This is a genomic window from Bacillus sp. 522_BSPC (assembly GCF_001076885.1).
In the GTDB taxonomy this organism is placed as follows: Bacteria; Bacillota; Bacilli; order Bacillales; family Cytobacillaceae; genus Niallia; species Niallia hominis.
Window position 1 is genome coordinate 1 of the sequence record NZ_JVDT01000172.1, and the last position, 22033, is coordinate 22033.

The following is a 22033-nucleotide window of genomic DNA, read 5'->3' on the forward strand; positions in this document are numbered from 1 at the left end:
ATACTTTTCAAAATTATTTGAAGGAACATCATTTAGTAGGTAGTATGTCCAGACGAGGGAACTGTTGGGACAATGCGGTGATTGAATCATTTCATTCAAATTTAAAGACAGAGGAATTCCAATATTGTAAGTTTAATACCCTAGCTAATTTAGAAGTTATTTCTAGAATAGATGGGTACATTCATCATTACAACGAGGGTAGGATTCAAGCAAAATTAGGCTACTTAACTCCAATAGAATTTGGATTAAAGGCAGCTTAAAGGATTTCGGGGTTATCCACTTTGCATGTAGAAAAGACATGCACTTTATTTGGAGATGCGGGCATGATAGCCTATTATGGCTAAGCCAGATTCTCTTTGAGATATCTGGCTTCCTGGCTAAAGAATCTATGCCCGCAGAGGCTCCAAGTAAAGTGACAAAGTGCCTGAACTATTTCCAGTAAAGAACCAATATCAAATTAATGAAAAAGTGTTAAATTTAATATGGGTAGGTGTTTTATATATGTCTCATTTGGCTAGGTCAGTTCATTAACACCCCATTTTATTTTCTATTATTACTTAAGCTCTAATCTCCCATGCTTAAACGAATCTTGCATTCTATAACTATCCTTTGGGAAAATAAATGTCCATGGCATACTGACATGAGAAGGAATGACAAGGTCTGGCAGTGTGAATTCCTTTTCTGCAATCACTTCATCATTAACACTGTAATACAATATTGTATTTTGAAAGATTAGGGGATATTCCGCGAAATTATGAACCAACACGGAAACAAGTAGTGCATCCTTATGATTGATTGCTTCTCGGATAGGAGAAAAAATAACGCTTGAACTGTTTATGTGTTTTGTTTCATTAAAGATTTTTTCTATATTTTCTCTATCTTGCGGGGCAATTTGTTTGTCCCAGGCCGATTCAAATTGTAATTCCTGCATCATTATGACCACCTTTTGAAGTGAAGTGTAACATAAGTGAGAGAAAGAATCTATTATACGATTTAATTATTTCTTTCTTTCATATATATTCCACTATTAATTTCCCTCTAAACAGAACAAATGTTTTGGTGTAGAATAGTAAATGTTATATTAACTATTAAATATTAGGGGTGGAATCAACTTGAATGGAACATCACATGCTGTAATTGGATCAGCAACAGGATTTATTGTTGCTCATACCGTGCAATCCACACCAACAGAGACATTAGTGTGTGTCACTTTAGGAGCCGTTTCTGGACTAATGCCTGATCTGGATATTGACGGGAAGCTTCGTGGTAAAATTACGTTACCTCATCAAATGATTCAATTGTCTGCACAGGTAATCGGAATACTTATGGTGCTATATAGTTTCTTCGAGAAAGTAGCAGTAGAGAGGTGGATGGGGGTCGGGATAGGTATTATGATTTTGTTTATCGCGTCGTTAATTAAACAAAAACATATGCTGACAATAACAGGGATTGCCGTGCTGATGGGAGGACTTTCTGTTGAGGAACGATGGATTATTCTTCTAGGAGTCTATATTATGATTGCATCCTTTACTTCTCATCGTAGCTATACTCATTCTATTTTGGGTGTTGTGTTTTTTGGAATCATTGCCGCAAATGTAGAGAACTCCATTGGCATCCAGGGAGTATACTATACTTGTATTGGTGGATATATCAGTCATTTAATTGCAGATTTAAAAATTTTTCCGTTTAACAAAAGAGGCGTTAAGCTATTCTTGCCACTGACATCAAAGGAATTTTAATAGTTTACTATTTGTCTTTCTTTATACATAATATTAAGTTGGATGGAAAGAATCCCCTATTATAGCAATCTTAATAGGGGATTCTTTCTATATGGCTCTAAAGCAATATGTTGATATTTCTAACCTAGATAGAATCGAAGTTACCATCTATTTATGTTATAATATGGAAAAAGGGAGGTCTTAAATATGGGCTTTGGTTTTCGAAAGAGCTTTAAAATAGCTCCTGGTGTTCGGGTGAATGTTGGAAAAAAGAGTGTTGGGGTAAGCGCTGGTGTAAAAGGGCTTAGATATAGCGTGAACTCTCGAACCGGCAGTAGAGTGACTGCTAGTATCCCAGGAACTGGTGTATCTTATACCACGACAGGTGGCAGGAATAGAAAGTCGTCGGCCTATCAAAGGCAGGCGGATATAAATAGAAGGCAACGTGAATTAGATAAACTGAATGAATTAGAGCAGGCGAGACTTGCAGTTGAAGCATACGAAAATACAATTGAAAGAATTCATAGTATTCATATAGAAGCAGATGATCCTGTTAATTGGATAAAAGTAAGAGGGGCAGATGCGCCCTATCACCTGCCTAGTGGGGAAATGGGAGAAAAGGAAAAACTAGCTTTACAGCAGCTTCAAAATTATAAACCAGGAGTTCTTACCAAGCTTTTTAATCGACAATCTGCTGAACAGAAGTTACGAGAAGAGGTTATAGCTGCTAGAGAGGAAGATAAACAGGATTATCTTACTTGGGAGCGCGATGTAAAGATTGCTACAAAGGTGTTAGAAGGGGATATTGATACTTATTTTCAAGTCATTGAAGCATTTGCACCTTTGGATGATTTAACGGAATTTGGAAGTGGATTTGAATTCAGTTGTGGTGATCCGAAAGTAATGGAAATCGAATTTGAAGTAAATGCGGAGGATGTCGTTCCAAAAGAACAATTATCTTTAACAAAGACTGGAAAATTATCAAGAAAGCAAATGCCGAAGGGGAAGTTTTATGATATTCAGCAAGATTATGTCTGTAGCTGTATATTAAGAATTGCCCGTGATATGTTTGCACTATTGCCACTACATACTGTCTACATACATGCAATAGATAATCGTTTAAACACTGTAACTGGATATATGGAAAAAATCACTATTCTTTCTGTGAAATTGGACAAAGGAAAACTAAATCGATTAAATTTTGCTAATATTGACTGCTCCGATGCATTAGAAAACTTTGAACACAAGATGAATTTTAAAAAGACAAAAGGGTTTGAGGCAGTTAGTAGACTTATGGTTGATTAAGCGGATAAGGTTAGAAGCGTGGGTATAGTTACTCACGCTTTATTAATCATGAAAAATTTTCCTGGAAGTTGATTCTTTTGGGTACATACTACAACTAGAGTTTACGCAAATAAAAAATTTAAAAAATTGAAAAGAAAGCATTTACAAAAATAGCAATTCCGTTTATTATGTGTTTAGTTAACAAAAAAATGTTTGATTCAAACATTTGGTGTAAAGAACATAATAGGGAGAACTGCATAATATGGAAAATTTGCAGCAATTAAATAAAAGACAAAATAAAATTTATCAACTTCTATTGAATGAAGGAGAGATCAAGATTCAAGACCTTACAGAAACATTTGGCGTGGTCGAAATGACGATTAGGCGGGATCTTGATAAAATGGAGAAATTAGGATTTTTGAAACGAACATATGGAGGTGCGATTCTCGCTTTTGAAGATATTGTCATTAATAAGAGAGAATTATTAAACAGAAGGGCAAAAGAACTCATTGGGCAAAAGGCGGTCAAATTTGTTCAGGAGGGGGACGGCATTTTTGTAGATGCAGGTACGACCACTCCATATTTTGTTAAAAACCTACCTGTTGATGCAAAGCTTTCCATCACAACAAATGCCTTGAATGTTGCTTCGAAAATTCATGGGAAAAACAAGGAAAAAATTATTTTAGGTGGCATGATAAGAGAGTCCACGTCGTCGCTTTATGGACCAATTGCCATTTCAACATTAAACAATCTTTCTTTTGATAAAGCCTTTTTAGCTGCATCTGGTTTCACGCTTAACCAAGGTTTCAGTAACTCGAATATTTTTGAAGTGGAGATTAAGCAAAAAGTAATAAAGCAATCAAAAGAGATAACCTTCCTTATAGATCATAGCAAATTTGACACTCAATTTATGCACAAAATAACCTCGCTTGAAAACATAAATCGAATTATCACAGACAAAACCCCCTCTAATGAATATTGTAAGTTAATTCAGAGCAGTGGAGTTGAATTAGTCGTATGTAGTAACAATTGATAGAACCTCTCTATTAATTGTTATTTATACGAACATGTTCATTTAGCATATTACAATATAATCCATCTTTATTAAAAAAACTCTACCAATAATTTTCTAAATTTCTTTTATGAGTGAAACTTTTTTAATGAATAAATGGAATGAAATGTGAATAGAAAGTAAATAGCCTTTGATTAGTTTTGGTGAAAATCAAAAGTGTTTCTAAATACGCATTAAATGTAAGCGCTTAAAAATGTATTTGGCATCCGGATATTAAGTCACAATGGTGATTTTAATATATAAAATTACTTCTATAAACAAGGGGGATATGTATGAAGAAGTTTTTGATTGGATTATTGACATTGGTACTAACTTTTGGGTTAGCTGCATGTAATACGAGTGAAGAATCTAGTAGTGAAAAGGATCAATATGTATTTGGCTATACGTCGATGACACAAAATAACCCGTATTTTCAAGTAGTAGAAAAAGCAATTAGAGATAAGGTAGAAGCTAATGGAGATAAGTTAATTACGACCAATCCTGCTATGGATGTGGAGCTTCAAATTAATCAAATTGAAGATATGATTGCTCAAGGAATAGACGCAATTTTTCTAAATCCTGTTGATTGGGAAGGAATTAGACCAGCATTAGCGATGTTAAAGGAAGCGAATATCCCAATCATCAATTACGATGCAGAAGTGAAAGATATGGAATATATAACGAGCTATGTAGGTTCAGATAATAAGAATGCCGGAAAAGTTGCTGGAGAAGATTTAGTGAAGAATTTTCCAGATGGAGGAAACATAGTTATCCTTGATAGTCCAACAATGAATTCAGTTAATGATCGAATCGAAGGATTTATGGAAGCGATTGAAGGGAAAAATTTTGAGATTGTTGCACAGCAAGATGCCAAGGGAGACTTAGAGACAGCGTTAACGGTGACAGAGGATATCCTTCAAGCCCATTCTGACATTATCGCTATAATGGGTGGAAATGATCCAACAGCTTTAGGTGCATTAGCAGCTGTTAAAGCTGCGAATATAGAAGGAATTGCCATTTATGGAGTTGATGGATCACCTGATGCGAAAACTGCAATTGCAAATGGAGAAGCATTAATCGGAACAGGAGCTCAATCGCCTATCTCTATTGGAGAAAAGTCGGTCGAAGTCGCTTATAAAATACTAAAAGGCGAAGACTATGAAAAGAGAATTCCAGTAGAAACGTTCATCATTAATAAGGACAATGTGGAGGAATACGGAACAGATGGCTGGCAATAAATGATGTGAATATACATTCTTAGCGACTGAACAAATAGAAGGAGAAGAAATATGCAATTTTAAAATGGATCTTATATTGAATTCTCCTTCTACATTTTAATGGGGTGGGATTATGTCTACGAAATTATTAGAGATGAAGGACGTTTCTAAACGTTTCCCAGGAGTTTATGCCTTAAAGGGTGTAGAGTTTGAACTAAATAGGGGAGAGGTTCATGCTCTCTTAGGGGAAAATGGAGCTGGGAAATCAACACTTATGAAAATACTTGGTGGGATATATTCTATTGATGAAGGAAAAATTTTTATTGATGAGCAAGAAGTAAAGATAAAAGATGTTAAAGATGCTCAATACAATGGTATCAGCATTATCCATCAGGAAATTATCTTAGTCCCATACTTAACGATAGCGGAAAATATTTATTTAGGTAGAGAACCTTTAACTAAAACAGGGTTTGTCGATAAAAAAACAATGTTTTCCAATGCAAGAAACCTTTTAGATAAATTTGAGTTGGATCTATCGGAAAAGAGTGTAATTAGTGAGTTGAATGTTGCACAGCAACAAATGATTGAAATTATTAAAGCAGTTTCTTTTCAAGCGAGAATTATTTTAATGGATGAACCAACTTCTTCTTTAACGGAAAAAGAGGTGAATTTTCTTTTTAAAACAATTCGTAATTTGACGGAACAAGGTGTGGGGATTGTTTATATTTCACACCGCATGAATGAACTATTTGAAATAACAGATAGAATTACAGTGATGAGAGATGGAACCTATATTGGGACCGTTCGTACGCAAGAAACGACGGAGAACCAACTAATTTCTATGATGGTTGGTAGAGAACTAACTAACTATTATGTTAGAGATTATTCTAAAGTAGGAGAAACAGTTTTAGAAGTAAAGAATTTATCAAGGGAAAATTATGTGAATCATGCGGACTTCCAATTAAATAAAGGCGAAATATTAGGTTTTTCCGGCTTAGTTGGTGCAGGGAGGTCAGAGCTGATGAAATGTATTTTTGGCATTGACCCCTTTGATGAAGGAGAAATTTATCGCGACGGCAAGAAAATTACGATAAAAAACCCGAATGATGCGATTAAACACGGGATTGCCTATGTTACGGAAAATCGGAAAGAAGAAGGTCTGTTTCTCATTCAGTCTGTTAAATACAATATTACGATAAAAGTTTTGGATAAGGTGATCAAATTTCTTCGCGTAAAAAAGAAAATCGAAGACCAGTATGCAGAGGATTTTATTAAAGAATTAGCTATTAAAACCCCAAATAGTGGGCAAATAGTAAAAAATTTAAGCGGTGGTAATCAACAAAAAGTATTGATTTCTAGATGGCTTGCGACAAATCCTCAAGTATTGATATTGGATGAACCAACAAGAGGAGTCGATGTAGGGGCAAAGGCGGAGATTTATGCGATTATGAATCAGCTCGTGCAAAAAGGGGTTTCCATTATTATGATATCTTCCGAGCTTCCTGAAATTATTAATATGAGTGATAGAGTAGCTATTATGTACAAAGGGAAAATTCAAAAGATATTAGAGAAAAAAGAGAGCTTTAGTCAAGAAGCGATTATGCATTATGCTACTGGAGGTAATTAAGATGGCTCAAGCAGCACTAAAGGAGAAAAAGAAAGATAATTTTTTATGGAACTTAGGTTCAAGTATTATAACCTTTATTCGGGAAAATTTAGGTATTTTAATAGGGTTACTTGCTTTATGTATTATTATTTCGATTATTAATCCCAACTTTTTATCCTCTAATAATCTATTAAATGTGTTAAGACAAACGTCTACCAATCTATATTTAGCCCTTGCTATGACGATGATTATTATTTTAGGTGGGATCGATTTATCTGTTGGCTCCATTATGGCAGTAACTGGAGTAGTTACGACTTTAATGATTGCAACATTCGGGGCACCGGTATTTATAGCTGTATTAGCTGGTTTATTTGTGGGGATATTAATCGGTGCTTTAAATGGTTATGTTGCTGCAACAACAGTAATTCCGCCTTTTATTATTACGCTAGCCACTATGAATATAGCGAGGGGAGCTGCCTATGTAATTACAGATGGAAAGCCAGTCAGAGTTATGTCTGATTCCTTCAATTTCATTGGATCTGGTTATATTGGTGGTGTATTGCCGATGCCTGTCCTTTACCTTTTAATTCTATTAATCATTTGCTACTTCATTATGAATAAAACGAGACTTGGTCGTCACATGTATGCTGTGGGAGGGAATGCGGAAGCAGCGAAATTTTCAGGAATAAACATAAAAAAGGTACAATTATTTGCTTATACATTTAGTGGATTAATGGCTGCAATTGCAGGTATTGTGTTAGCATCGCGTATGTTTTCTGGTCAACCAACAGCTGGAGAAGGGGCAGAATTAGATGCGATAGCGGCAGTTGTATTAGGCGGCACGAGTATGACAGGAGGCTATGGGAAAATCGGCGGCACAGTTATCGGGGCACTTATTATTGGGGTGCTTAGCAATGGGCTAAATCTGATGGGAGTAAGCTCCTTTTGGCAATACATTGTAAAAGGTGTTGTAATTCTAGTTGCTGTCTATGCAGATGTTATTAAAAGAAGAAAAGCATAAATGGACATAGAATAGGAGGGAGGATTAGATGAAAGAGGGAATAACAATTGCTGGAACAATTGCTGTTGACGAAATAAAAGAAATTGAAAAATACCCTAATCAGTCAGAGCTGACGACAATAAAAAGCGTAACACGATCTATAGGCGGAGCGGTATCTAATTGTGCTGTTTCTTTAGCAAAAATAGATGGAGAGTTGCCGATAAATACGGTAGCAATGATAGGAGAGGATGAAAGAGGTGATTATCTTAAAGAGCGCCTATCTCACTATAAAAACATAGATAGTAGTCAAGTGAAAGTGTTCGGGGATACACCTTTTACAGATGTGTATCAAGATGCAACTAGCAGAACATTTTTTACTTATAAAGGAAATGCTCTTTATTTCGATGAGTCAAAAATAGATTATCAACAGCTACACACCAAGATTTTTCATCTCGCTTATATTTTATTATTAGATGGACTAGACAATGAAGACAAAGAATATGGAACAAAGACGGCTAAGGTGTTAAGGAATGTACAAAAATTAGGAATCAGGACGTCTATTGATATTGTCAGTGAGAATAGTGATCGCTATCAAAAGCTTGTGCCACCGTGTCTTAAATTCACGAATTATTGCATTATAAATGAACTAGAAGCAGGTAATAGTGTTGGCATAGCATTAAGGAATGAGGATGGAAAGCTGATTGAACACAATATTAGAAAAGTGTTATATCGCTTAAAAGAATTAGGTGTCAAGGATTGGGCTGTTATCCATACACCAGAGGGAAGTTTTGGAATTGATGGAAAAGAGATTCATAGTATACCATCTTTACTTATTGATAATAGCTCAATTAAAGGAACTGTTGGAGCAGGAGATGCTTATGTATCCGGGGTACTATATGGTGCGTTGAAGGAGTTTTCTTTAGTAGAGGCTATGCAATTAGGTACTGCAGCAGCAGCTTCCTCGTTATTCGAGGCAGATGGAACATCAGGTGTAAAGGCATTTGATGAATTAGTAAAAATGTATCAGGAATACCCGAAGAGAAATAGAGTGGAAATATAGGAGGAGGGCTACTATGTTAGTAACTTTAAAGGAACTTTTGATAGAAGCAGATAAGGAGAACTATGCAGTCGGGGCTTTTAATTGTCCAACATTAGAATCTGTTAGAGGCGTAGTAGAAGCGGCGGAGGATCTAAGAGCTCCAATTATTCTGGCACACGCAGAGGTGCATAATACTATCATTCCTCTTGAAATAATGGGCCCTATCTTAGTAGAGTTTGCTCAAAAAGCATCTGTGCCAATTGCTGTTCATCTTGACCATGGAACTAATTTAGAAATGGTGAAACAGGCTATTGATATTGGCTTTACCTCTGTTATGATAGATGCCTCACATAAAGGCTATGAGGAAAATATTCAAATTGTGAAAGAGGTAGTGGAATATGCTCATAAACAAAATGTTTCAGTTGAAGCAGAGCTTGGTATGATGACTTCCTCTGGTCTTGGAGGAGAAGAAACATATAAGGAAAAATCACATGCATCAGAGAATGCAGCAAACTATTATACAGATCCTTCAATTGCAAAGGACTTTGTCGAGAAAACGAATATTGATGCATTAGCTGCCTCCTTTGGTACCGTCCATGGAATCTATGTGACAAAACCAAATTTAGATTTTGATCGATTAGAAAGGATTTATGAAAATATTCAAAAACCTGTTGTTATGCATGGAGGATCAGGTTTAAGTGAAGAAGAGTACAAAACAGTAATAAATAGGGGAGTAAGAAAAATTAATTACTACAGCTATGCAGCCAAAGCCGGTGCATACGCTGTAAAAGAATATTTAGAAAAAGAAGAGAACCCCTTCTATCACGATTTAACCGTAGTAGCAAAAGAAACTATCAAACAAGATATAAAGAAAGCAATAAGTATTTTCTCAAATAAATGAAGGAACGAGGGGGGGCGGTTATAGTCTGCTTCCCTTTTTGATTTTCAAAAGGGAAACGGTAGAACAACTCCCTGATTTTCTACTTGCATTTTTCCACAAAAGAGATTAATATATAAATCGTAATGATTACGATTTAAAAAACGAAATGAAAGAGTGATAAAATGAAAAAAATACCTGTTACAGTGTTAAGTGGCTATTTAGGTGCTGGGAAGACAACTTTGGTCAATCATATTTTACATAATAGAGATGGGTTGAAGGTTGCGGTAATTGTCAATGACATGAGTGAGGTAAATATTGATAGTGAACTAGTGTAAACAGTTGGGGGTTTTTCCCGTACAGAAGAAAAGCTAGTCGAAATGTCAAATGGCTGTATTTGCTGTACACTTAGAGAAGATTTACTTGTAGAAGTGGAAAGGCTTGCGATGGAAGGGGATATTGATTATATCTTAATCGAATCATCTGGAATTAGTGAACCAATCCCAGTCGCACAGACTTTTTCTTATATTGATGAAGAAATGGGAATTGATCTTACAAAGTTTTGTAAACTAGATACAATGGTAACGGTAGTCGATGCAAATCGGTTTTGGCATGATTATGAGTCTGGTGATTCACTCTTAGATAGAAAAGAAGCAGTTGGGGCAGGGGATGACAGAAATGTTGCTGATTTATTAATTGACCAAATTGAATTTTGCGATGTGCTTATTCTTAATAAATGTGATTTAGTTGCACCAAAGGATTTAGATAAATTAGAGAAAGTAATTAAAACTTTACAACCTGTTGCTAAAATTATTCGAACCGTTAATAGTGAAATTACACCGCAAGAAATCTTAGATACAAATCTATTTGATTTTGACCGGGCTAGTGAGTCAGCAGGATGGTTGCGTGAATTGAATATTGGTCCTAGTATGCATACACCGGAAACAGAGGAATATGGGATTAGCTCTTTTGTTTATGCTAGTAAAAGACCTTTTCATTCGGAACGCTTTAATGATTGGTGTCATTCGATGCCACTCTCGATTGTTCGTGCAAAAGGAATAGCATGGTGTGCCTCAAGGAATAATTTAGCCCTACTTTTATCACAAGCTGGGCCGTCTGTAAGTATTGAACCCATCTCTTATTGGGTTGCATCACTAACGGAAGCAAGACAGAAGGAAATTCTTCGTGTTAATCCAAGATTGAAGGAAAGTTGGGATCCTAAATTTGGTGACAGGCATACAAAGCTAGTATTTATAGGAATGGATTTAAACGTGGAGCTGATAAANAAAGAATTGGAAGATTGCTTATTAACAGATGAAGAGTTTTATGGAGATTGGCAACAGTTAAGCGATCCGTTTCATTGGCAAGTAGCAGCAAGATAGTTTTGTGAAAGCAAATAACTTGCAAATCGTAACCATTTCGTTTTATTATAAATATGCGTCTGAAAGATGGGTTATTTTCACATGTTAAATCGTAATGATGTCGATTTATATAAAGGAGGATAAAGATTGTGGCCAAAAAATCCAAGGTAGTAAAAGAGAAAAAAAGAAGAGCAACTGTGGAGAAATATGCTGCCGTTCGCAGAGAATTAATCGAAAAGGGGGATTATGAAGCATTAAGAAAGTTACCTAGAGATTCTTCCCCAACACGATTGAAAAATAGATGTGAAGTAACGGGAAGACCAAGAGGTTATTTAAGAAAATTTAAAATGTCTCGAATTGCCTTTAGAGAATACGCTCATAAGGGACAAATACCTGGTGTGAAAAAGTCAAGTTGGTGATACGTATATTCTATTAAATAGAGGAGGACTTTATTATGAAAAAAGGAATACATCCTACTTATCAGGAAGTCGTTTTCATGGATGTAAATAGTGGCTTTCAATTTTTATCTGGATCAACGAAAACTTCTAAGGAAGAAATTATCTGGAAGGATGGAAAAACCTACCCACTTATAAAAGTGGAAATTAGCTCTGATACCCATCCGTTTTACACTGGTCGTCAAAAATTCTCTGATCGTGGCGGTCGAGTGGAGCGGTTTTATGAGAAGTATAAAAATACAAGAAAGTAATCTTTTGATAAATGAATGAGATATTTCAACAAAATGTTTTAACTCCTCAACTTAAGTGAATAATTTCTAATAAACACTATTTCACAACAAGGAGGAGAAATATATGAACGACCAATTGGAAAGAATGAAGAATCAAAAAGGGTTTATTGCCGCATTAGACCAAAGTGGAGGCAGTACACCAAAAGCATTGTTGAATTACGGAGTACCTGAAAGTGCCTATACAAATGAAGCAGAAATGTTTGATAAGGTGCACCAAATGCGGACAAGAATTATTACATCTCCAGCTTTTGATTCTCAGTATATTCTTGGTGCCATTTTGTTCGAGCAAACGATGGATAGTAAGATAGAAGGCATGTATACAGCTGATTATTTAGCAGAGGAAAAAGGGATTGTTCCTTTTTTAAAAATTGATAAAGGGTTAGCTGAACCTTCAAATGGAGTTCAATTGATGAAGCCGATCACGGATTTAGATGAGATCCTCCAACGTGCAAAGGAGCGCCATATTTTTGGAACGAAAATGCGCTCAGTTATTAAGGAAGCAAATTCTGAAAGTATCAAAGCAGTAGTGGATCAGCAATTTGAAATCGGAAAACAAATAATGGCAGCAGGGCTAGTGCCAATTATTGAACCAGAAGTGGATATTACTAGTCCAGATAAAGAGCAATCAGAAGCTATATTGAAAGAGGAACTATTAACAAATCTAAATAGTCTAAAAGAAGATGAAAATGTCATGCTTAAGCTGTCCATCCCTACAGTTGCTAATACTTACAAAGAGTTGACTACACATCCAAGAGTAGTGCGAGTAGTAGCACTTTCAGGTGGATACAGCAGAGAAGAAGCAAATCAAAAATTAAAGGAAAACGACAATATCATCGCAAGTTTTTCTCGAGCGCTAAGCGAAGAGTTAAACGTTAACCAATCAGAAGAGGAATTTAATGCTGCATTAAAAGAAGCTGTTACGTCTATTTTTGAGGCTTCTACTGAGAAGACAGGAAAGTAGTAGATTGTGGATTTAATGATTTCGAATGAGTCGGGCTATAAAGAGAAGCTTAGCTGGATTGAACTTGGAGGCACCAGATAATGATATTCTGGTGCCTTTTCCTATTTGTACATATTAATAGTAAAAAATAGATAACTATCAAGGGAAAACCAAATTTCGTAGTTTACACTCTATAAAAAGAAAGTAGATTTCCCTGTCTATTTCCCCATTCTTATAAACATTTTTCTAATGTTTCCTTAATGGAAGCGATAATATCGTACTCTTTTATGCTTAATACGGGCATAGTATCTTCTGGATCAAGGTATAAATCTTCTGTTTGTAATTTTGAACTTATCGCAAATATGAATGCCATGCTCTGTACCTGCTGCTTCTGCATGTTTATCCAGTTCTTCATAAATTGGTCTCATTTGTTCATAGTCTACTACTGGTACTTGAGTGGTTTCGTGTTGATCTAATGCGTCTACAATCATTTGGTAAAACTCTTGAAATTTCATGTTTTTTCCACAAATAGCATAGGTATGGCGATGTTCCCCTTTTTCCATTGCGCCAATAGCCGCTTCTGCAACTTGTTCTACCGTCACCATTACAGTGCCTCCTTGAAGAGCTGGAAAAACGGATTGGCCTCTAGCTTGAGCGACAAACATTTTCTATAATGGAAGTCTTCCAGGCATCTACCACATATAAAGTAGAGAAGAGCTATCTCTAAATAGTAATCTTCTAGAAAATTTAAAGGGAATGAATCCTGATACATCCGAAACGGAGTTATATGCCCTCCCTCTAGGGAATGATTCTTATGCTATCTCAAAGTTAGGGGTGACATCGAAACAATCTTTAGTGGCATTTGTACCAAATTATAGCCAAAAAAAGGAGGAATCTATCGAACTGATAAAGTACTTAATAAGTGGTGAGAAAACAAAAGGAGTAGAGGAGAGGAATAATGACTAGTCATTCTAAATTAGAAGATAGTGGCCAAAAAGAGAAAGCGCTTACCTACGAAAATCCAATTTTGTATTTGGATATTCCGGATCCAGATGTAATTAGGGTTGGAGATACCTATTATATGTCTAGTACAACGATGCATATGAATCCTGGCGTTCCGATTATGAAATCAACAGATCTATTGCATTGGAAAATTGTTAACTATGTATATGACACATTAGCAACAAATGACGAGCAAGAGCTGAACAATGGAAAAAACGAATATGGAAAAGGATCTTGGGCAAGTTGTCTTCGGTATCATCAAGGGATGTATTATTTAGTTGTGGGCTCTTTAGCAACAGATAAAACGTATATTTTTCAAACAAAGGATTTGGAGAAAGATAAATGGAAGCGCTCTATCTTGAATAAATATTATCATGATATGTCTTTATTATTTGATGATGATGGACGTGTCTATTTAGTTTATGGAAATGGGAATATACGCGCAATTGAACTAACAGCAGATGCAACAGCTATTAAAGAGGGCGGATTGAATAAGATAATCATTCCCGATGCTAGTTTAGTAGCATCTTCAAAAGAAGAAGTAGGATTACAAGCTGAAGGTGCGCATATTCAAAAAATAGATGGCTATTATTATGTTTTTACTATTACGTGGCCGAAAAATGGACATCGAACCCAGTGAGTGCATCGGGCAATAGCGTTTGATGGAGAATATGAAGGGAGAATTGCAGTAGATGATCCAACTGGTGTAGCGCAAGGAGGAATAGTTGATACGCCAACAGGTGAATGGTACGGTATGTTATTTTGCGACAATGGGGCTGCAGGTAGAATGCCGTGTTTACTCCCAGTTAAGTGGGAGGATGGATGGCCAATTTTTGGAGAAAATGGTATTACACCAAAAAACTTGTCCATTCTAGTTCATCAGGATAAAAGTGAAAACCGTATTGTATCATCAGATGAGTTTGTTTATGAAAGTGATTCACTTGACTTGGTATGGCAGTGGAATCATAATCCCGATCCGACGAAATGGTCTGTAACGGAGCGTCCTGGGTACTTACGTTTAACAACTAATAAGCTTTGTCCTGACTTAGAGGCAGCAAAAAATACCCTCACTCAACGAACTTTCGGACCCAAATGTTCTGCCAATATTGCATTGGAGATTTACGGTATGAAGAATGGCGATATTGCTGGATTTGCTGCTTTTCAAAAAGATTATGGATATGTTGGTGTACAGGTAATAAATGATTCAAAAATGATAACAATGGTCGACGCAAGTCCTGGTTCCCCTGTGGTAGTAGAATCTATTCCTCTAGAGCAGGAAAGAGTTTATTTTAGAATTGATTGTGATTTTAAAGATAGTAGGGATAAGGCATATTTCTATTATAGTTTAAACGGATTGGATTGGAATAGAATAGGTGCTGAACTCCAAATGAAGTATAAATTAGATCATTTTGTCGGATATCGATATGGCTTGTTTTATTTTTCTACAGAAGAAATAGGTGGTTATGCTGATTTTGATTATTTTAGAATGGAATCTTTGAATGAATAATAAATGTTTATTGCAGGATATAACAGAAGCTATCTAGTTTGTCTTTTAGAGGATAGCATCTTTATTTTCATCAATGAATGGAGAATATATTTTGATTTTGAGGTGATGAAGTGAATCAAAGCAAAAAGAGACTCTGGTATGAGCAACCAGCAAATGACTGGAATGAGGCATTGCCTATTGGAAATGGACGTATTGGGGGAATGGTTTTTGGTCATATCGAGCGGGAGCGGATTCAATTAAATGAAGACTCTGTATGGTATGGCGGACCTAGAGACCGAAATAATCCAGATGCACTTACGCAATTTCCTACCATTCGGGAACATTTAGAAAACGGGGAAATTAGGGAAGCCGAAAAACTAGCTGCACTTGCTTGTACGGGCATCCCGGAATCACAAAGACATTATGAACCATTAGGAGATTTGCGGATAGATTTTCACCATGAAGATGATGTATTTACCAATTACAAACGAGAATTAGATTTAGACCGTGGAGTAGCTACTATTAAATATATGTGTAAAGATATTGCCTATAATCGAGAAGTTTTCACAAGTTATCCTGACCAAGTAATGGTGATACGTTTAACTGCTTCTAAAGAGAAAGCAATCTCCTTTCAATTGTTTTTGGATAGAGGAAAGACAAGAAATGTAGATGATATGAAAGCAGTCGAACCAGATTATTTAATAATGGATGGAAAAACTGGTGGAGAAAATGGAATTCATTTTCATACTGGGGTCAAAGTGTTAGTGGAAAAAGGAGTAATCACTTCGATTGGAAATAGAATAATAGTTCAAGAGGCAAGTGCTGTAACCATAATACTAGCTGCAGCTACATCCTATCGCTACGAACAACCTGCTAGTCAATGTGTAAAGACCGTTTTAGCTGCGGAAAAGAAATCATATGAACAGTTATGGAAAACACATCTTCAAGATTACCAATCTTTGTTTCATCGAATGGATCTCAACCTAGGAAAAGACAATAGAAAGCACGATATACCAACAAATAAAAGGCTGTATTTACTAAAAGAAGGAGAAGAAGATCTTGATTTAATCAGTACGTATTTTCACTTTGGCAGATACTTACTTATTTCTTGTAGTCGACCAGATTCCTTACCAGCAACGTTGCAAGGAATTTGGAATGATCAAATGTTACCTCCTTGGGATAGTAAATATACAATCAACATTAATACACAAATGAATTATTGGCCAGCGGAGGTATGTAATCTTTCCGAATGCCACCAACCACTATTTGATCATTTGGAGAAAATGAGAGAACAAGGAAGGATAACTGCTCAAATCATGTATGGTTGCCGTGGATTTACCGCCCATCACAATACGGATATTTGGGGAGATACTGCTCCTCAAGATATGTTTATACCAGCGAGTATTTGGCCATTAGGAGCTGCTTGGCTATCTTTACATTTGTGGGAGCATTTTGAGTATACAGTAGATAGTACGTTTTTAGATAAGGCTTATGAATTGATGAAAGATGCTGCATTGTTCTTTGTTGATTATCTAGTTGAAACACCAGAAGGAGAACTTATTACACCACTTTCTGTCTCACCAGAGAACACGTATCTATTGCCTAATGGGGAGAAGGGAAGCTTAACAGAAGGGCCATCGATGGATATACAAATAATTTATGCCCTGTTTTCTAGTTGCATTGAAGCAAGTAAACGACTGAATAGAGATCATCCTTTTAGGGCGGAATTAACACAACTTAAAAACAAGTTACCTGCCTTGAAAGTAGGTAAGTATGGACAAATTCAAGAATGGCTTGTTGACTATGAAGAAGCTGAACCTGGTCACAGACATATTTCCCACCTATTTGCTCTTCATCCTGGAAAGCAGATAAATCCTAGAGAAACACCAGAATGGGCAATTGCTGCTAAACGCACCTTAGAAAGAAGATTGAAATATGGTGGTGGACATACTGGCTGGAGTCGGGCTTGGATTATAAATATGTGGGCAAGATTAGAAGAAGGAGAGTTAGCATACGAAAATGTACTAGAGCTACTAAAATCTTCTACCCTACCAAACTTATTTGACAATCATCCACCATTTCAAATAGACGGGTTTTGGTGGAACTGCTGGAATTGCAGAAATGCTTATTCAGAGCCAAGCAAATGACATTCATCTTCTTCCCTCTATACCAAAAGCATGGAAAAGTGGAGAAGTAAAAGGATTAAAAGCAAGGGGAGGTTTTGAAATAGAAATGAAATGGGATAATCATCAACTCACCTTTTTATCTATCTACTCCTCACATGGTGGTGATTGTCGTATCCGGTACAACATATTAAGAAAAGAAGAATATGCTTCATATCAACAAGAAGAACAAATACGAATACTTCATACGAAAGATAAGGAAAGATATATATTGATAGAGGGAGCAGAGGATCGGTTCGAGAGCATGGAGAGAGTATAGTAAAGCCTATTTCTATGAGGGGTTAAAGCATGGAAATGGGTCCACTTGATTTGTTGGGACAGTTAACCCCATTCTGAGATTGTCTGCGTTTTTTATTCAAACATTTGTTTATTGCTAAATTTATAGCTTGACACAAATACGATTCAAAGATTCTTCCATAGTAGGCTTTTTCAGAAGTTCATCCAATGTCTAAATGGAAAAAACGTCTCATTTAAATAATAAGGAGAATGAGTGATGGAGAAAAATATGTTAGGAAATAACTTCATTACACAAATTGGGATTTTAGTTCACGATATTGAAAAAACAAGTCAGGCATATGCAGATTTTTTCGGCGTAGATAAACCCGAGTGGTCTTTAACTGATACGGTTGATCGTGCACAAACAGAATATCGCAATCAATCTACAGAAGCACGTGCCAAGCTTGCCTTCTTTAATTTGGGATCCCTTCAGCTTGAATTGATTGAACCAGATCGTAATCCAAGTACATGGCGTGAATATTTGGATGAACATGGAGAAGGTCCACATCATATCGCTTTTGTTATTAATGGAATGAAAGAAAAGGTTACTTTAATGGAAAAAAATCAAATGCCTCTTCTTCAAAAAGGCGAATATACTGGCGGGAGATATGCTTACATGGATACCTTTAAAGATTTAAAAATTATCTTAGAATTATTGGAAAATGATGAAGCAAAGTGATACAGCTTAAATAAGAAGAAACTAGTAATGTAAAAATAGGGAGAGAGTGAAATTGTATGTGTACATCCATACTAGCTATCGTTGGAGATTACTATCATCCAAGTGAAGCTGCACTGCAGTCTTTAGAACAAGCACTAGACAAACATATTTCTAATGGGAAAATGGAATTAGCAACATGTAATCCTAATCGCTTATTAGAGAAACTTGCTGGAAAGCCAGATGTCGTCGTATTGTTTTCAGAAAATCGAATAAATCCAGCAGATCATCCTGTGGATACTTGGATGACGGAAGAGATTGCTGATGCCATAACTCAATATGTAGAAAATGGCGGAAGGTGGCTGGCATGGCATTCTGGATTGGCCTCCTACGCAATAAATGGCAAATATACGCAGATGCTTAGAGGCTATTTTAAATACCATCCAAAACAGCATCAACTCGTCCGCTATACAAATACAAAAGACAATGAAATACTTTCAGATAATATTTCATTGGATCTTTTAGATGAACATTACTTCGTTCATTGTGATTTAGCACAAACCACAGTCTTTCTTCAAGCTAACTCCGTTGATGGGCAGTCCATTGCAGGCTGGTATCATACTTACGGCAATGGAAAAGTTTGCTGTCTAACACCTGCCCATAACAAGGAAGGTTTATTGGATCCAGGTTTTATGAACATACTGGAAAAATGCTTGGTTTGGGTTTCTGCATAAGAAATTTAGGAGTTACAATAAGAAAATGCAAGCACCATAAGTTATGAAGACATCAAAACCTGCTAGTTTTATAGCGTGATACACAATTCATTTAAGATAATAGGTACAGCGTTAATTTAATAGAATATTTGTGAATGGCGAAAGAGTGCTTTATATCAAAAAGACTCTTTCGTTTTTTATTTAGGGATATGTTGTATCTACTGTTCCAAAGTTAAAAGATACAACATGACAATTTTCATACTTGGTGTAAAACATTTAGAGCGCTTTGACAGGGCAGTACTAAATTGCACGAAGTCGTTATAAAGGCAAATGTTCGAATGAGTGTTACGAGAATTCATTTACCAGTGAAAAATAAGATTGTTTTGGAGAGGCATTCATTTGACTCTCTATGTTTGATGTTTGTAGAAATATGTCACTTGGGTAAAGGTATCTAATAATAGATAGCTATATTTTGTGTAAAGTATGAAAGCACTATATGAAGCTAGAAATAGAGGAGTGATTTGCTATGACATTAAGAATTGGGGTAATTGGTACAGGTGCAATTGGAAAGGAGCATATTAGAAGAATTACTTACAATTTCTCAGGTGGAAAGATAGTTGCAGTCACAGATATAGAGGAAGCATCCGCAAAATCTGCGATGGAACAGTTTGGATTAGATGCAGCTATTTATCCTGATGATAAAACCCTAATTGCAGAGGGAGATGTCGATGCAGTGTTGGTGACGAGCTGGGGACCGGAACATGAGGAAAGCGTGATTGCAGCAATAGAAGCAGGAAAATATGTTTTCTGCGAAAAGCCGCTTGCTACAACTATTGAAGGCTGTATGCGAATTGTTGAAGCTGAAATGAAACATGGGAAGCGATTAGTGCAAGTAGGGTTTATGCGCAGATATGATAGTGGATACTTACAATTGAAGGAAGCTATTGATAATAAATTCATAGGTGAGCCGTTACTTTTACACTGTGCCCATAGAAATCCAGAGGTTGACACAACTTATTCGACAGACATGGCCATTACAGATACGTTGATTCATGAAATTGATGTTTTACATTGGTTAGTGAATGATGACTATAAATCGGTACAAGTTATTTTTCCTAAAAAAACGCGTTACGCACATGAAGAATTAAGAGATCCTCAATTTGTTATTTTGGAAACTAAATCAGGGATTGTAATAAATGTAGAAATCTCTGTTAATTGCAAGTATGGCTATGATATTCAGTGTGAGGTTGTAGGGGAAGAAGGGATAGCTAAATTACCTGAAGTGCCTAGCATTACCTTTCGAAAAAATGGAGGAATTGGCTCCAATATTTTAATGGATTGGAAAGAGCGTTTTATGGATGCCTATGATACAGAATGGCAGGATTTTATAGATGCTATTAGAAAAACGGGTGAGCCAAATGGACCAACAGCATGGGATGGCTATATTGCTCAAGTCACTGCTGAGGCTTGTCTTAAAGCACAAAATTCAGGAAAGAAAGAAGATGTTTTTTTCCTTGAACAGCCTGACTTTTACAAGAAAAATCTTAGACCAGCAAATGTTTAACTATTCGTTCTAAACAAAATGGAGGGAAAAGGATGAAACTAGGAATGAATCAAGGTACTACTCTAGAGAACTCAAGTCTGGAGCTTGATCTTCAATTATTAGAGAAGTACGGCTATGATTATATTGAAATTCGTTCGATTGATAAATTGAAGGAATATTTACAATCACACACTATCCAAGACTTAGTAGATTTTTTTCAAACCCATCACTTAAAGCCATTATCACTCAATGCGCTAGTTTATTTTAATAATCGTACGGAAGAAGAATACAAAGCGTTGTTGGAAGAATACAAAGAAATGCTAGAGTATGCGCAAATGTTAAATATCGATAGAATTGTGGTTGTTCCATTGGTCTCTGAAAAGAAAATAGAGAGAGGGGAAATTAAACAAAGCTGTGTAAAAGTATTAACCGAGTTATCCGATTTAGCCAATCCATATGGAGTAAAGCTAGCGCTTGAATTTATTGGCCATCCGCATGCAACCGTTAATACACTAAGCTTTGCTAATGAAATTGTAGCAGCCGTAAATCGTGAAAATGTTGGAATCGTATTTGATACCTTTCAGTTTTATGCAATGAATTCCACAATGGAAGATTTAAAAAATACGGATTTTTCCAAAGTATTCTTATTTCATATTAATGACGTAGAGGATTTTAACCCGGGGATTTTGTTAGATGAGGATCGTCTATATCCTGGTGATGGAGTGATTGATTTGCCTAGCATTCTTTCAATTATAAAAGAAAAAGGTTTTTCAGATCATGCTTCTATTGAATTGTTTAGACCAGAATATTATCAATTAACTGCAGAGGAAGTCGTGAAAACAGCTAAGAATAAAACACTTAAGGTGTTAAATCAGGTTTATTCAGTAGAGGAGATAAAGTGATATAAAAAAGGGGGACAACATTTATAAAGTGTGAAGACACTGTTTATAAATGTTGTCCCCCTTTTATTTTTTTAACTGCTTGATCATATTAAACCATTGAACGCCAGCATGATGGGAGTCGGCAATACCTTGATTTTGATAACCATTTTTCTCATAAAAAGGAATCAGCTCTTTGCGACAAGTTAGAGTGATGCTTAATCGCTCGCCTTTTGCTGCTATTTTTTCTAACTTTTTAAGCAAGATACTAGCGATGCCTTTTCTTTGGTAATTGGGATGGACTGCAATGCCTAAAATGCTTTGATGGCCCCCTTTTGGAGGATTTGGAACAGTTCTTTCGAATAAGTCATCGGTTATAAAGGCTTTCGAGATAACGGGTCCATTAACATACCCTATAACTACTCCGTTTTCTTCCATAATAATAAACGTATCAGGAAT

At 36.0% G+C, this 22033-nt stretch carries 23 protein-coding genes and 1 pseudogene; 21 read left to right on the plus strand and 3 right to left on the minus strand.

From position 1 onward, the window contains the following. Positions 1–260: IS3 family transposase (locus ADJ83_RS14825; RefSeq protein ID WP_048717499.1), on the plus strand; the 260-nt coding region annotated here is incomplete at its 5' end. Positions 261–553: 293 nt separating this feature from the next. Here ADJ83_RS14825 and ADJ83_RS14830 read toward each other — a convergent pair. Further along, positions 554–934, minus strand: a complete 381-nt coding sequence (locus tag ADJ83_RS14830) for an SLAP domain-containing protein (RefSeq protein WP_239687082.1) — start codon at positions 932–934, stop codon at positions 554–556. Between the two features lie 178 nt (positions 935–1112). Between ADJ83_RS14830 and ADJ83_RS14835 the strand changes: the two genes are divergently transcribed. From ADJ83_RS14835 to ADJ83_RS14890, 12 genes and pseudogenes are all read left to right on the plus strand, one after another. Beyond that, positions 1113–1739 carry a metal-dependent hydrolase gene (locus ADJ83_RS14835; RefSeq protein ID WP_048718181.1) on the plus strand — a complete coding sequence of 209 codons (627 nt, stop codon included), beginning with the start codon at positions 1113–1115 and terminating at the stop codon, positions 1737–1739. A 186-nt stretch (positions 1740–1925) separates the two neighbouring features. Next, entirely contained in the window at positions 1926–3023 is a 1098-nt protein-coding gene (locus tag ADJ83_RS14840; RefSeq protein ID WP_048718182.1) for a DUF4236 domain-containing protein, read from the plus strand. A gap of 241 nt (positions 3024–3264) precedes the next feature. Beyond that, entirely contained in the window at positions 3265–4035 is a 771-nt protein-coding gene (locus tag ADJ83_RS14845) for a DeoR/GlpR family DNA-binding transcription regulator (RefSeq protein WP_048718183.1), read from the plus strand. A gap of 311 nt (positions 4036–4346) precedes the next feature. Continuing rightward, entirely contained in the window at positions 4347–5291 is a 945-nt protein-coding gene (locus ADJ83_RS14850) for a sugar ABC transporter substrate-binding protein (protein WP_048718189.1), read from the plus strand. A 112-nt stretch (positions 5292–5403) separates the two neighbouring features. Beyond that, the gene (locus tag ADJ83_RS14855; RefSeq protein WP_048718191.1) at positions 5404–6897 is read left to right on the plus strand and encodes a sugar ABC transporter ATP-binding protein; all 1494 of its coding nucleotides are present in this window, start codon (positions 5404–5406) and stop codon (positions 6895–6897) included. 1 nt (position 6898) lies between these two features. Continuing rightward, positions 6899–7897: an ABC transporter permease gene (locus tag ADJ83_RS14860; protein WP_082169279.1), complete on the plus strand. Its 999-nt coding sequence runs from the start codon at positions 6899–6901 to the stop codon at positions 7895–7897. Positions 7898–7925: 28 nt separating this feature from the next. After that, the gene (locus tag ADJ83_RS14865) at positions 7926–8936 is read left to right on the plus strand and encodes a carbohydrate kinase family protein (RefSeq protein WP_048718193.1); all 1011 of its coding nucleotides are present in this window, start codon (positions 7926–7928) and stop codon (positions 8934–8936) included. Between the two features lie 13 nt (positions 8937–8949). After that, positions 8950–9816, plus strand: coding sequence for a class II fructose-bisphosphate aldolase (locus tag ADJ83_RS14870; protein ID WP_048718195.1), 867 nt, complete (start codon positions 8950–8952; stop codon positions 9814–9816). 161 nt (positions 9817–9977) lie between these two features. Beyond that, a pseudogene (locus ADJ83_RS14875) lies at positions 9978–11174 on the plus strand (GTP-binding protein). 128 nt (positions 11175–11302) lie between these two features. Then, positions 11303–11572 carry a 30S ribosomal protein S14 gene (rpsN, locus tag ADJ83_RS14880; RefSeq protein ID WP_048718197.1) on the plus strand — a complete coding sequence of 90 codons (270 nt, stop codon included), beginning with the start codon at positions 11303–11305 and terminating at the stop codon, positions 11570–11572. Positions 11573–11607: 35 nt separating this feature from the next. After that, complete coding sequence (locus tag ADJ83_RS14885; protein WP_031537969.1) at positions 11608–11859, plus strand: type B 50S ribosomal protein L31; 252 nt, start codon at positions 11608–11610, stop codon at positions 11857–11859. A 103-nt stretch (positions 11860–11962) separates the two neighbouring features. Next, positions 11963–12859: a fructose bisphosphate aldolase gene (locus tag ADJ83_RS14890; RefSeq protein ID WP_048718199.1), complete on the plus strand. Its 897-nt coding sequence runs from the start codon at positions 11963–11965 to the stop codon at positions 12857–12859. A gap of 296 nt (positions 12860–13155) precedes the next feature. Here ADJ83_RS14890 and ADJ83_RS24425 read toward each other — a convergent pair whose 3' ends face one another. Then, positions 13156–13443 (minus strand): hypothetical protein, encoded by a 288-nt coding sequence (locus ADJ83_RS24425; RefSeq protein WP_053094373.1) that lies wholly within the window; start codon positions 13441–13443, stop codon positions 13156–13158. A 353-nt stretch (positions 13444–13796) separates the two neighbouring features. Here ADJ83_RS24425 and ADJ83_RS26685 point away from each other — a divergent pair, with 353 nt between their 5' ends. The 8 genes from ADJ83_RS26685 (at position 13797) to ADJ83_RS14930 (ending at position 21598) form a co-directional block, all read left to right on the plus strand. After that, positions 13797–14480, plus strand: coding sequence for a glycoside hydrolase 43 family protein (locus ADJ83_RS26685; RefSeq protein WP_342395195.1), 684 nt, complete (start codon positions 13797–13799; stop codon positions 14478–14480). Further along, positions 14481–15347 (plus strand): hypothetical protein, encoded by an 867-nt coding sequence (locus tag ADJ83_RS26690; protein ID WP_342395194.1) that lies wholly within the window; start codon positions 14481–14483, stop codon positions 15345–15347. A 110-nt stretch (positions 15348–15457) separates the two neighbouring features. Further along, entirely contained in the window at positions 15458–17473 is a 2016-nt protein-coding gene (locus ADJ83_RS14910) for a glycoside hydrolase family 95 protein (protein ID WP_053094374.1), read from the plus strand. After that, positions 17448–17768, plus strand: a complete 321-nt coding sequence (locus ADJ83_RS26250; RefSeq protein ID WP_053094375.1) for a glycoside hydrolase family 95-like protein — start codon at positions 17448–17450, stop codon at positions 17766–17768. The genes ADJ83_RS14910 and ADJ83_RS26250 overlap by 26 nt, the downstream gene beginning before the upstream one ends. A gap of 234 nt (positions 17769–18002) precedes the next feature. Continuing rightward, a complete protein-coding gene (locus ADJ83_RS14915; RefSeq protein ID WP_048718203.1) occupies positions 18003–18464 on the plus strand; it encodes a VOC family protein in 462 nt (153 codons plus the stop codon). Between the two features lie 56 nt (positions 18465–18520). After that, positions 18521–19174, plus strand: a complete 654-nt coding sequence (locus tag ADJ83_RS14920; RefSeq protein WP_031537962.1) for a ThuA domain-containing protein — start codon at positions 18521–18523, stop codon at positions 19172–19174. Between the two features lie 505 nt (positions 19175–19679). Continuing rightward, positions 19680–20717 (plus strand): Gfo/Idh/MocA family protein, encoded by a 1038-nt coding sequence (locus ADJ83_RS14925; protein WP_048718205.1) that lies wholly within the window; start codon positions 19680–19682, stop codon positions 20715–20717. 32 nt (positions 20718–20749) lie between these two features. Then, positions 20750–21598 carry a sugar phosphate isomerase/epimerase family protein gene (locus ADJ83_RS14930; RefSeq protein ID WP_048718206.1) on the plus strand — a complete coding sequence of 283 codons (849 nt, stop codon included), beginning with the start codon at positions 20750–20752 and terminating at the stop codon, positions 21596–21598. A 63-nt stretch (positions 21599–21661) separates the two neighbouring features. Here ADJ83_RS14930 and ADJ83_RS14935 read toward each other — a convergent pair. Then, on the minus strand, positions 21662–22033 hold a 372-nt coding region (locus tag ADJ83_RS14935), incomplete at its 5' end, for a GNAT family N-acetyltransferase (protein WP_048718210.1).